This window comes from Floricoccus tropicus (assembly GCF_001832905.1).
Taxonomy (GTDB): domain Bacteria; phylum Bacillota; class Bacilli; order Lactobacillales; family Streptococcaceae; genus Floricoccus; species Floricoccus tropicus.
In genome coordinates this window covers 25,088-37,124 of the sequence record NZ_MKIR01000023.1, presented here as the reverse complement: position 1 = coordinate 37,124, position 12,037 = coordinate 25,088, and the positions used below count along the sequence as shown (strand labels likewise).

Below are 12,037 nucleotides of genomic sequence, written 5' to 3'. Positions count from 1 at the left end.
GATATTGAATGGTACTGATAAAAAAATTAAATGGTAAAACTTATGATCTTGACGATGCAGATATCAGAACAGTTGACTTAGTTATTTCTTCTCCTAATATGAGACATAACTATGAGCACATTGATGGTTCACTCGGAATGATTGATTTTGGAAGTGATATTGAATCAAGAAATATTAATGCTACTTTTAGAGCTAGAGCAAGTCAGATACCTGTATTTTCTTTATTAAGAGATGAGATATTTGAAATATTTAGTTCTGAAGAGCCTTTTTATTTAATTGAGAAACGTCTTCCAGGTAAACAATGGCTAGTTAAAGTAGATAGTGAGTTTTCACTTCAGCAAAAGTTAATATACAGCACGTTTGAAATTGAGTTTATAGCAATTAGAGGTATATCTGAATCAGTATTAACAACTCAACAGTTACAGCTAAAAAAAATATCAGCATTCGATAATTCTTGGGCGTGGGGAATGGGACTTGAGACTGTAGATGATACTGAATTGATATATACGCACAATGCAGAATCAACTGCTACATTCAAAGTATTCAATGCAGGAAATGTAGATGTGCATCCATTTGAGGCAATGTTGAACATCGCTATAAAAAATGTAGTAGGTTCTACAGCAAGATTTAAACTGAAAAATATTACTACGGATAGCAAGATTACAATCAATAAACCTGTTACAAATACAGACGTTTGGCGATACGAAGGCGCTAATGTAACAAGAAATAAACTAGCAGCTTTGAAAGACACAGCTAAAGATTTTATTTTCTTAAAGCCAGGCTGGAACACGTTTCAGATTTACGACTGTAAAAGCGCAACGATTGAATTTGATTTCAAATTCATATATAGATAACAGAAAGGGGAAATATGGAAATGCAAATTATAGGTCCGCAATGGGACCGAAAAAATCTAGATCGAATTAATGAAAATTTCAAATTATTTAACGGAATTCCAGATGATGTGAAAAAAATGTCTGCTTCTGTTGAGAATAGCATCAAAGAAATTAAAGATTCAGTAAATAGTCGTTTTATAGGATTGAATAATGTAGACCTTGATGAATATAAAACTGGAGGTCTCTTTTTTGTCGCTGGCGGAACAAATTATCCAACTACGAAAACGAGCGGAATGTTGCAAGTAGTATCTAGTAACTCGGGTATTTATGTACATCAAGAATTCTTAGATCTTAACAATCCGGCTCAGAAATATGTGAGAGCCTTCAAAGTTGATAAATGGTCTGACTGGATCGAATTGACTGTAACTGCAGAAGAACTTGAGAAAATCAAAGAAACAATCAAAAACAATACTGAAGATTTCGCAATTAATCTTTTTTCAAATGGTTGGTTTAATAATAATTTAGCTTTTTGGTCAAATAATGCAGGGACTGTAACGATTACAAAAGATTCTGATGGATTTAATAATTTAACTATGGATAGTCAGACATCTGCACAAGTGAATCAAAAGGTTAAATTAAAAGCTAGTCATGCATATTTTGTTACATTTGATGTAGCGGTAAGCAGATACGTAAAGGGTCTGTGTGGAGTCCAATTTAACGGGAACTTTAAAAGCGGTAATCAGAATTTAGGATTAACAAGAGTGTCAGATAAGAATGATTTTGAGAATATCTCAGAAATTCTTGTTACTTCTGATACTTTTGTAGGAGATTCAATTGTATACGTAGGAAGTATATCTTCTGCTAACTTAGCAGGAAAAATAAGAAAGCTATCGATATATGACTTGACAGATATCTATGGAAAAGGAAACGAGCCAAAAACTGTTAAAGAAGTTGATTTCAAGAACCTAGAAGCATCAGAAAAAGGTATTGAATTAACTCTTGCGAAGACATATGCAGCTCTAAGTAGCCAGATTTCTAAGATGTCAAAAGAATCTAGTACACCTCCGATTATTCTACCTGACGATTCAGGACAAAAAATTCAAGCTAGTGATGATGAATGTTCTGCAGTTTTCGTTTCAGAAATGAATAAAAAAGCTTCATATTTAGGAATGTCTAAAACTACTTTTAAAAATTCAACTGGTTTAGCAATCTCTGGACAAGTATCTTGTTCAAGGGATTTTTTATTGCTCACAATGCATGCATTAGCTTATCAAGACTTGTTGAAATATTGGGGAAGAAAGCAGTATACAGTAAATGTCAAAGGTCCTAAAGCACGAAGTGTAGCTATAGATGCGACTGTGCATCATGATGGACTTGAAGCAGAATATGACATTTTAGGTGGAAAATCGGGGACGCTAGGATCATTATTCAATGCTACTACGCTGATTCAAGCTAAAGATACTAAAGATATCTTTGCTTGTGTCGTCATGGGTACGGATGTTGATGCAGGTAGTTCGGAACGATATGAAGCAGTGAGACAAGTAGCAAACATTGCTAAAGAGAAATTGAAGAATTCAAGTTATACACCATCAAATGTTCCAAAAGTTTCAGCTTCAAGCATTATGAAAGTTCCTCTTCACAATCCAACTTACTTCACAAATATTCAATCTGAAAGCTTATACTCAATCAACGAGAACGATTCAATCATGCCAGCATCTATGACTAAAGTCATGACAGCTATTTTGATGCTTGAGAATGTATCAAATCTTAATGAGAGCATTGTGCTGAAAGCTTCAGATATCAAATCTGGCAGTGGTCCTGTGATGTACGAAGGTGATGTAATCAACTATCTAGATGCTATTCACCTTATGATGTTACCGAGCTCGAATACTGCAGCACATACAATGTCACGTGTCGTTGGTCAGAAAATAATTAATGCTCGAGGATATATTTAATGTATGTAAGAGACTTACAATTAAACGAGTATCCTGTAATGGGAACTTACACGATTTCTGATGAAATTAACGGTGATATGAATTTATCAATAGAGATTTTACCTAATAAAGTAAATTCTCTTTTTTTAGACAAGATTGCTGAATTTTGGGAACTTGTTGACGATAACGAAGAAGTTTACAAGATTGTTCTTTGCAAGAGTCAAGGTGTTGGGAAGTTTCAGAAGAAGACAATTAAAGCATTACCGAAATTGTATGATGATTTAGACTCAACTCGTGTTTATGAACGGTACGACGGCTCATTTCCTATTGAAGAACTATTCAATATTTGTTTCAAACCAACATCTTATACTCATAAGCTAATAGGTGCCTGGAACAATATAAAAATCGAAGGTTACGGTGATGGAGATACATGCCTTAAGATGTTTCAACATGTATTAAATAGGGTAGGTGCTGAATTCACTTTCACAGGAAATGTAGTGACAATACGTGATCGAATAGGTACTGATAGTAATGTTATGTATCGACATAGGCTTAACGCATCAAATATCATAAAGGAAGTTGACGGACAGTCTTATTGGACTTACGGCAGAGGTTTTGGTAACTATGAAGATTCTGATGAAGGTGCTAAAAATGCAAAGTTAAAGCGTGAATACACTAGTCCCTTAGCAAAGTTATTAGGCAAACGTGAAGCACCACCTCTAAAAGATGGACGTATGAAAGATTCTGCCACTATGGATAAATCTCTCAAGAAGTTAGTTGATGAATCAATTAAGATTTCAGTAACTGCCGACCTAGTAGACTTGAGGGAAAAAGGTTATCCATATGCACAGTCAAATTTAGGCGATACCGTCCTACTCATCGATGAAAGAATTGGGCTTAATGAAGAAGTTAGAGTAGTTTCTCGTCAGATTACACGAAACTGGTTAGGTAAGATACTAGACCTCAAGTTTACATTTGGCACTGAGGGTCTTGTAAAACGATATCAAGGAAAGATGTCGAATGCAGTTAATAATATTACTGACATCCTCGAAGGACGTAAGAAGCTTCCATTTCAGGCTATGAGTGACGAGATTCAGATAGTCACTAAGTTACTTAAGTCGGTACAGACTCAATTCGTTTTCGGTGATGATGGAAGCATGATCGCCATTGACAAGAAGAATCCAAATTTAATAGTAATACTAAACGCTGCAGGGGTTGGGATTTCTGATGATGGTGGCCAAACGTTCAAGAATGCAATAACTGGCCGTGGAATTCTTGCTGATGCAATTATGGCAAATAGTATCACAGCTGACAAGCTTGATGTAAATGCTATTACTGTTGGCTTTAATAATAGCTCTACAAATATTAAATTGTACTCAGATCGTATCCAATTTTTTAAGAACTCAAAAATGAACTTAAATATTGATCAATATGGAATGCAGTTTTTTAAAGATGGAGTAAAAACTGCAGTATTGAATGACGACGGCATGGAGTTCTGGTATGGCACTCGCAAAATTGGACGTCTAGGAACAAGTTCAAAATCAAGCGATGCCAATATAAGGGGTGTTACTCTAAGGCTTGAAGACACAGGAGACTATCTTGGTTTCTTATATAAGAAAGCGACAGGAGACACGACATATACATCAGCGCTGACCATTGATCCAAAAGGAAAGTTCTACAGCGGTTTTAGTGGTATGACTGTAGATGTGCCTATGCGTATGATTAACAGTAAAAATGAATTATGGACGATGGATGATGTATTAGCAATCATAAGCCAATTTAAAGGTCTTGGAAGTGTAGCAATAGCTACAAGCTTTGATAGCAATGGAGCTGCGACGAAGTGGCATAACTTGAATTTATAGAAAAGGAGAAAAATGGATTTACTATTTAACAAAACGATGGTAGTGCTAGTTACAATTTTCGCTATCATATTAGCAACAGATTATATATTAGGAACTATTGTTTCAAAAAAAAATAACCTTTATTCATCTGATAAAGGTAATGAGGGGCTGATGAAGAAATTCATAGCTTTTATTTTATTTACAGTCGTTGTATTAGTTATAGACTTTGCAGATATGTTTGATGTACCTACTATTGAGCAGTATTTAAATATTGCAAAACTGGCAATGCCTCCAGTAATAATAGCTTATGCTCGTAAAGAGTTAGCAAGTATTGTAGCGAATCTTAGCTTGATTTATGAGTTTGATGTGGGAGAATTTCTCAGCAAGACTCTATCTGCAGACCAAGAGTTACAATCTAAAATAAGAAAATTAGACAATTCTAAGGCTAAGATTATAGTTCTTGATAATACATTGAAACAAATTGAAAAAGGCGACGAGGAGAAAGGAGCATAAATGTCAGGATTAACTATAAATGAAGCTAAAGAGCTTATGAAGAAATATCTATCAGCAAAACTTCCAACTTATCCAGGGACTTATTACGGAACCTACGGAGGCTTTCCAAATGCGCATTCAAACTGTACCTTATTTAGCCAATGGTTCTTGAAGAATTATACAAATGATGATATTAATCTTTCCCAACCAAGTGGTAATGGCTGTGAAATGGTACAATATTTCATAAATGCAAATAAAGGAAAACTGTCAGCAAGCAATACTCCTACAGCTTTTTCTTTATTCTCAATTACTGCAAATAATGGATATTATTATACAGGCGAGGCGGGTCACACAGGGATTGTACTTGGTATCCAAGGGAACACAGTAATAACTGGTGAGGCAAATTATGGCGTACCCTTTACTAATCTAGATGCCAATTATCCATACAATGGAATTGTCGTAAGAACTTACTCGACAAACGTATTTAACAGCACAACAGGAATTACATTTGTTGACTTAAATAAATATATAGCTGATGTTTTAAAAAATAAAAAAGGAGATAGTAAACAAATGGTAAATGTAATCAATCATATTGTTGTACCAGGTAATCCAGCGCAAGATAATGGTTATTCAGTAGCACCATGGACAGGAGTCCATTTGCATAGCACAGGCAATCCTAACTCGACTATGCAGAATGAACGTGATTTTCTTTCAAGAAACTACATGAATGCAAACTATACTCATTTAGTTGGTTTCAATCATGAAACAGGACAAGCTGAAGCATGGCAAGTCATGGCCAAAGGTGGTGCTTATGATGTAGGTGGTTCCGCCAACTGGGATGGTTGGGCATCAATCGAGTTTGTAGAAGGTTCAATTAAGACACAAGCTCAATTTGACGCAGCTTACCGAGTTTATCTTGAATTATCTAGACAGTTACTGGATGAATTAGGTGGCGATTATAATGTAGATGACGGCTCATACACAGGAATTGAAACTCATGACTACATAAGTAAAACTGGTCGTGGCTCAGACCATACAGATCCATTGGGATTCTTATCGAAATGGGGTATCTCGTATGCTCAGCTTAAAAAGGACATGGTGTCAAAGTCTTGGAATGCTAGTCAACCTAGCAAACCAGTTCAACAAGGATATAAAAACAAATTAGTAGTTGGAAAACAGGCATGCAAGTGGTCACCTTCATCTAAAGCTAAATCTATTCCTAAATTTGTCATTGGGCAAACTTATGATATTTTAAAAGAGCGTCCTATTAACTACTCTAGAAGTAAGAAAGAATTTCTTATTGGAAAAGGAAATACACCGACAGGTTGGCTTCTCGAACAAGATGTTGAGAGGTTTGTATAGTTAATGCAGCAAGTAAAAATCTACACTAAAGAAAATTGTCCACCTTGCATGATGACAAAAAAACACTTAACGTCTAAAGGAATTGAATTCCAAGAGTTAAGTATTTTAGATCATATAGATGAATTGAAAGAAAAAGGATTTTCTTCTGCTCCAGTAATTAAAGTGGGGAAAGAAATGTTTTCTGGATTCAATATTAATAAAATTAAAGAGTTAATTTTGGCCTAGCATTTGCTAGGTCTTTTTTTCATGGTTTAAAAGTGATATTATCTTTTTAGATAGGAGTTGTGATTAATTATATGAAAGTAAAATATTTATCTTTTATTTTAAGTTTTTTAGCATTTGTATTGTTATGTATGATATTAATGTTTACAAATAAGGAACTGTGGAATTTTTTTGATTCAACGCTTTTTGGCTCTGTACTTGCGATAGTTGGTGTAGGAATTTCTCTTCGGTACGATAGGAAAAAAAGAAATGATGAAGAAATACAAAAAGCAGTTGATAAGAGAAATGATCGTATAAAAGAAATTACACCTAATTTTTATTGGAAATATATTGATGCAAGAGAAGAAGAATACCCAAACTTTGATGTCAAAATACCTGAAATTAACAATTATCCAAATCCATTTATACTTGATAGTTATGAATTGTTACCAATATTTAATGAGTTTTCAAAATCAGAAACTTTTTTAAAAAATAAAGATGAAATAATTGAATCAACTCTCGGTAAGATATTTCATTCGTTTGATATGACAGTTTATTGTCCATATCCAATAAGTAATATAAAAATATCCAACATAAGTGATTCGAAAAGAAAAGAGTCAATAAAAATTGTAGATAATTCAGATTTTTATACTCACTTTCCATATTTTGGCTACAACAGCTATACATATATAAAGCCAAATCAAGATTATAAATTTGAATTAGTAATAGAGAATCACGTTTATAGATTTGATAAATTTATTCATTATTTTAGAATCTTTTGTAAAGAGAAATATGGGTATACACGTACTGAAACAGATGAATTGATGGAAAGCACATTTCTTTCTAGAGAAATTAGTATGGATTTTTCTTATCAAAATGTTGAAAAAGAAAAAGGAGAATTGACAAATGGTATCAATGTAATTTTTTATTTAAAGATATTAAGAAATGTTCAAGGATCAATATTAATTACATTTTCAATAGGAAATGCAGTATCAACAGCAAATGCTTTGTTTAACACTCAATTAACTCAAATTTTAAAAAATGACGGCAAGACTTTTGAAGATAAAGAGCCAAAATAAGAAAAGTGAATATTTTGTTAAGTGTATAGTAAGTATTGATTTGAAAAATTTTAATAGAAACCAAAAATTTAATTTGCTCTAATTTACATATTAGAGCTTTTTGTTATAACAATTTTTTTAGAATATCGTTGCAATGGTTTCTCTCTAATTTGCTCATTAAATTTCAAAATTTCATTTATTGTATTTTCATATTTTTCATTCAATTTCAATTCCAAGTTTATGATGTTGGGCTCTAATAACAGAATGTATATTATAATAAATATAATTATGGTAATACAAATTATTCCAAAGAAAATTCCTAATGATTCATTAGTTTTTAGTTCGATTTTAGGAGTAGTGGAATTGATAAGTTGATTGATTGAGGCTAACACTACAGAAATTAATAGAGAAGTTATAGAAATGAATATGGGAAGATTATTAGAAGGCTTTGAGTTTAATTTTTTTAAATATTCTTGTAAAGATTGCAATTCTTCTAAATCCATGCAGTTAAGAGTATCATATAACATACTTTCATTAAATTTATATATATCGATTTTTTCAGCATCTATTTTTTTTGTGGTTATCTTCTTTTTGTTTTGCTTAAAAGCTGATATCGCCGACAATATGGCAAAAAAAACAGATAGTAAGAGTAGTATAATTAAACTACTGAAAGTAAAAACATTTTTTATTTTTAAAAGAGAATAAGACATATTAGAAGAAATGGCAATTAAAAAACACACGACTGCATAAAATAAATAGGTACTATTTAAATTATCATAATAGGTTTGTGGATCATATTTTTTGAAATTTTCTTTATAAATGAAAGCAAATTTACTTAAATTATATTCATCTAAAGTTGTCATCATCATTCCTCCTTTAAACTAACTCATGAATAGGTTAGTTTTTACTTCAATATTTTTAGAATTATCGTATTAGAATACAAGTGAAAGACCTTTTCATATTTAATTTATATTAAAACATTTTAACATATTTTTCGTATATATTAGTGGAGGAAGAAAATGAATAATATCATGGTTGGGATTTTTAAAGGAGACACTCTAATTAAATCGTTTGAGTCACTATACGATGCATTAGATTATGCTGATGAATATATTGGACCTGCTGAAGCATTTTCCAAGGAATACCACTTTTTATATGTGGAAGAAAGTAAGAATGGATTGTTTACTTGGAAATTATAAATGTATAAATATTTATTTTAAGTATCTTAAAATTACCCAAAAAATTAAAGTATGATATAATCTATTTTGTAATCCTTAGTGACTCTGTTTTTTATTTCAAGTTGTTTCAAAAAAATGTTTTGGCACATTTTTGGCACATAAATAACTTGAAAAAATATGAAAACAAGCAGTTGTTGAGGTTTGCACGTCTTCAGGGCGGGGTTTGTTTCCCCACTGGTGGTATAGTCCATGAACCGTTAATTCGGCCGAACTGGTGAAATTCCAGTACCAACTGTCAAAGTCAGGATGAAGAGAAGACAGAGATTTTTAAATTTTTTAATAATTTCAAGTCTTCTAAATAAAAATTTAGGAGGTGCCCCATGAAAGATACTAAACGAATGGCACATATTGCCATATTAAGTGCTATTTCATTTGTTTTAATGCTCTTTCCGCAATTTCCACTTATTCCGGGTGCGGATTTCTTAAAGGTTGAGTTCTCAATTCTTCCTATTCTTGTAGGTTATTTAATGTTTGACTTAAAGGCCGCCTACATGATTCTGTTTATCAGGTCTTTATTGAAATTCTTTCTAAATAATGAAGGTGTGAATACATGGATTGGACTACCGATGAATATCTTAGCAATCGGTATGTTTGTGACAATATTTGCTCTCATAAGTAAAAGAGATTTCACTAGGCAGAGGTATATTGTAGCAAGTATTTGCGCAACAATTGCCATGACCTTAACAATGCTTGCAATGAATTATTTCTATGCAATTCCATTGTATGCTAAGTTTGCTGGTTTTGATATTAAACAATTCATTGGAGTTGGAAAATATTTGCTAGCGATGGTAACTCCATTTAACTTACTACAAGGAGTATTATACTCTATTAGTTTCTATATACTTGTAACAGCAAGTAAACATCTGCCTATGTTAGAAAAAAATCATAAATAATAACTATATAGCTCAATTTCTCATATGGAGAAGTTGAGTTTTTTTGTCGTTTTTAAATTGAACATTCGGAAATTCGTTAATTGGGTAACAATATTAGGCATTAAAAAGTAAAAAAATTCACTTTTTAAGCATTTTTTTTTGAAAAATTATACAGAATTACAAAAGTTAGTGCTATAATTAATAGTGAAATAATTATTAAATTTTTTTAAAGTAGATAGAAAAGCGGAGGAAATTCCATGCTAGAAGTTATCGATATCAATAAGACGTTCGATAATGGATTTGAAGCCTTGAAAGCAATTGATTTTACGATTGAAAAGGGTGATTTGGTTTGTTTACTTGGTCCAAGTGGATGTGGTAAGTCAACAATTTTAAATATCATTGCTGGATTGTTAAGTCCAACAAAGGGTGATATCAAATTTGATGGTCGCTCAGTAGTTGAGGTAGAACCAAAGGATAGAAATATTGGTTTTGTATTCCAGAACTATGCACTATATCCTCATATGACTGTTCTGGAAAATATCATGTTCCCATTAACAGTTGGTCCTAAGAAAAAAGATAAGGCAGAAGCTCAAAAAATTGCTGAGGAATACATGAAACTCACAAATATTGAGGAACTGGCAGACAAGAAACCTGGAACATTATCAGGAGGTCAGCAACAACGTGTTGCAATTACACGTGCCTTGGTACAAAATCCAGAAGTTCTTTTATTGGACGAACCACTAAGTAACCTTGATGCTCGACTTCGACTAAAAATTCGTGAAGAAATTCGTCGCTTAGTTAAAGAAGTTGGAATCACAACAGTCTTTGTAACCCATGACCAAGAAGAAGCACTATCAATTTCTGATAAAATTATTCTTCTTAATGAAGGGGTTGTTCAACAAGATGATGATCCACAAAATCTTTATTTAGAACCTAATAATCTTTTTGTAGCAAAATTTATTGGTAACCCAATAATCAACACTTTTGAAGCAGAAGTTAAGGGTGATAAATTATACTTTGATGATTACTCTATACCTTTATCAAACTTTAAAGAAGATAGATTTAAAGAAAAATTGGTTGATGGAAAATATATCCTAGGTATCAGACCAGAAGATGTTCATCCTTCAGCTAGTGGTATCTTCAAAGCAGTAATCAGTCAGGTTGAATTGATTGGTCGTGAACGTATCCTTAATTTCTATTTGAACGAAGATAGATTTAAGTCAATCGTAAGCGTTGAAGAACAAATCGATGCTGGCATGGAACTTGCTTTTGATTTTGCATATAAAAAAGCCTTTATCTTTAAAGAAAGCGGAGAGAGGGTTTACTAATGTTTAAAAAATATAACCCAGAAAATCAGCCAAAGGCTTGGTTATTTCTATTACCCTCTCTGGCTGTTATCTTAGTATTTAACATTTATTCACTTTTCCGTTCATTTAATTTAAGTTTCCAAAAAGGTACTTTGTTAAATCATAGTTTTGCTGGTACTGAAAATTATACTAGAGTTCTAAAAGATCCAGTATTTCATAAAGCGCTTAAGAATACAGCAATTTATGCCTTTTCTACAGTGCCAATTGGTTTGATTTTGTCACTTGTTATTGCATGGATAATATTTGAAAAAGTAAAATTTAAAAACTTTTTTGAAACGATTTTCTTTATGCCTTATGTGACATCAACAATTGCCATTGGTATCGTATTTAGATATTTTTTCAATGAAAACTACGGTATTATTAACTATTTTCTAAGTTTCTTTGGAATGAAACCTATTAACTGGCTTAACAGCGTTGATATGAGTATTCCAACACTGATAATTTTTGGTATTTGGTCAAGTCTTGCTTTCAATATAATTATCCTTCTTGCCGGTCTTCGCAATATTGATGAAGAACATTACAAGATTGCAAAACTTTTTGGGGCAGATGATTGGGAAATTTTTACAAGAATTACTTTCCCTCAACTTATTCCAACCCTTACTTTCTTACTGACTGTAAATCTGATAAGTGCCTTCAAAGTATACACACAGGTATTTGCCTTGTTTAATGGTCAAGCAGGAGTAGCAAACAGTGCAACAACTGCTGTTTACTATATTTATGATAAATTCCATATTGCTAATCGTCCTGGTATTGCAATGGCTGCAACTGTGATTCTCTTTGGAATTATCTTAATTGTTACCTTCCTTCAAAATAAATTATTAGAAAAGGTGAATGATTAA

General features: G+C 32.4%; 12 protein-coding genes and 1 riboswitch. Of the genes, 11 read left to right on the top strand and 1 reads right to left on the bottom strand.

Translation table 11 applies throughout. The features are described 5' to 3' along the window. Positions 1–8: 8 nt before the first annotated feature. From BG261_RS07550 to BG261_RS07520, 7 genes are all read left to right on the top strand, one after another. Positions 9–854, top strand: a complete 846-nt coding sequence (locus tag BG261_RS07550) for a phage tail domain-containing protein (protein WP_070792746.1) — start codon at positions 9–11, stop codon at positions 852–854. A gap of 20 nt (positions 855–874) precedes the next feature. Next, the gene (locus BG261_RS07545; RefSeq protein WP_158007191.1) at positions 875–2,788 is read left to right on the top strand and encodes a serine hydrolase; all 1,914 of its coding nucleotides are present in this window, start codon (positions 875–877) and stop codon (positions 2,786–2,788) included. Further along, a complete protein-coding gene (locus BG261_RS07540; protein WP_070792744.1) occupies positions 2,788–4,629 on the top strand; it encodes a phage tail protein in 1,842 nt (613 codons plus the stop codon). Before BG261_RS07545 ends, BG261_RS07540 begins: the two co-directional genes overlap by 1 nt. A gap of 12 nt (positions 4,630–4,641) precedes the next feature. Next, the gene (locus tag BG261_RS07535; RefSeq protein ID WP_070792743.1) at positions 4,642–5,121 is read left to right on the top strand and encodes a phage holin family protein; all 480 of its coding nucleotides are present in this window, start codon (positions 4,642–4,644) and stop codon (positions 5,119–5,121) included. Next, positions 5,122–6,462 carry a peptidoglycan recognition protein family protein gene (locus BG261_RS07530; protein WP_070792742.1) on the top strand — a complete coding sequence of 447 codons (1,341 nt, stop codon included), beginning with the start codon at positions 5,122–5,124 and terminating at the stop codon, positions 6,460–6,462. 3 nt (positions 6,463–6,465) lie between these two features. Continuing rightward, a complete protein-coding gene (locus BG261_RS07525) occupies positions 6,466–6,687 on the top strand; it encodes a glutaredoxin family protein (RefSeq protein WP_070792741.1) in 222 nt (73 codons plus the stop codon). 71 nt (positions 6,688–6,758) lie between these two features. Continuing rightward, positions 6,759–7,742: a hypothetical protein gene (locus BG261_RS07520; protein ID WP_070792740.1), complete on the top strand. Its 984-nt coding sequence runs from the start codon at positions 6,759–6,761 to the stop codon at positions 7,740–7,742. Positions 7,743–7,825: 83 nt separating this feature from the next. Here the strand turns inward: BG261_RS07520 and BG261_RS07515 are convergent, their stop codons facing one another. Beyond that, on the bottom strand, positions 7,826–8,584 hold the full coding sequence (locus BG261_RS07515) for a hypothetical protein (RefSeq protein WP_143603380.1): 759 nt from the start codon (positions 8,582–8,584) through the stop codon (positions 7,826–7,828). Between the two features lie 156 nt (positions 8,585–8,740). Between BG261_RS07515 and BG261_RS07510 the strand changes: the two genes are divergently transcribed. From BG261_RS07510 to BG261_RS07495, 4 genes are all read left to right on the top strand, one after another. Beyond that, positions 8,741–8,920, top strand: a complete 180-nt coding sequence (locus tag BG261_RS07510; RefSeq protein ID WP_070792738.1) for a hypothetical protein — start codon at positions 8,741–8,743, stop codon at positions 8,918–8,920. Positions 8,921–9,102: 182 nt separating this feature from the next. Next, a riboswitch (FMN riboswitch) is annotated at positions 9,103–9,222 on the top strand. Between the two features lie 57 nt (positions 9,223–9,279). Next, positions 9,280–9,852: an ECF transporter S component gene (locus BG261_RS07505; protein WP_070792737.1), complete on the top strand. Its 573-nt coding sequence runs from the start codon at positions 9,280–9,282 to the stop codon at positions 9,850–9,852. 236 nt (positions 9,853–10,088) lie between these two features. Then, positions 10,089–11,159 carry an ABC transporter ATP-binding protein gene (locus tag BG261_RS07500; protein WP_070792736.1) on the top strand — a complete coding sequence of 357 codons (1,071 nt, stop codon included), beginning with the start codon at positions 10,089–10,091 and terminating at the stop codon, positions 11,157–11,159. Further along, on the top strand, positions 11,159–12,037 hold the full coding sequence (locus tag BG261_RS07495; protein WP_070792735.1) for a carbohydrate ABC transporter permease: 879 nt from the start codon (positions 11,159–11,161) through the stop codon (positions 12,035–12,037). Before BG261_RS07500 ends, BG261_RS07495 begins: the two co-directional genes overlap by 1 nt.

What these genes read in the sequence shown, in the direction of transcription:
- BG261_RS07525 (WP_070792741.1), top strand. Translation starts at nt 6,466, where the DNA reads ATGCAGCAAGTAAAAATCTACACTAAAGAAAATTGTCCACCTTGCATG.
- BG261_RS07515 (WP_143603380.1), bottom strand. Translation starts at nt 8,584, where the DNA reads ATGACAACTTTAGATGAATATAATTTAAGTAAATTTGCTTTCATTTAT.
- BG261_RS07495 (WP_070792735.1), top strand. Translation starts at nt 11,159, where the DNA reads ATGTTTAAAAAATATAACCCAGAAAATCAGCCAAAGGCTTGGTTATTT.
- BG261_RS07545 (WP_158007191.1), top strand. Translation starts at nt 875, where the DNA reads ATGCAAATTATAGGTCCGCAATGGGACCGAAAAAATCTAGATCGAATT.
- BG261_RS07550 (WP_070792746.1), top strand. Translation starts at nt 9, where the DNA reads ATGGTACTGATAAAAAAATTAAATGGTAAAACTTATGATCTTGACGAT.
- BG261_RS07505 (WP_070792737.1), top strand. Translation starts at nt 9,280, where the DNA reads ATGAAAGATACTAAACGAATGGCACATATTGCCATATTAAGTGCTATT.
- BG261_RS07510 (WP_070792738.1), top strand. Translation starts at nt 8,741, where the DNA reads ATGAATAATATCATGGTTGGGATTTTTAAAGGAGACACTCTAATTAAA.
- BG261_RS07520 (WP_070792740.1), top strand. Translation starts at nt 6,759, where the DNA reads ATGAAAGTAAAATATTTATCTTTTATTTTAAGTTTTTTAGCATTTGTA.
- BG261_RS07530 (WP_070792742.1), top strand. Translation starts at nt 5,122, where the DNA reads ATGTCAGGATTAACTATAAATGAAGCTAAAGAGCTTATGAAGAAATAT.
- BG261_RS07500 (WP_070792736.1), top strand. Translation starts at nt 10,089, where the DNA reads ATGCTAGAAGTTATCGATATCAATAAGACGTTCGATAATGGATTTGAA.
- BG261_RS07540 (WP_070792744.1), top strand. Translation starts at nt 2,788, where the DNA reads ATGTATGTAAGAGACTTACAATTAAACGAGTATCCTGTAATGGGAACT.
- BG261_RS07535 (WP_070792743.1), top strand. Translation starts at nt 4,642, where the DNA reads ATGGATTTACTATTTAACAAAACGATGGTAGTGCTAGTTACAATTTTC.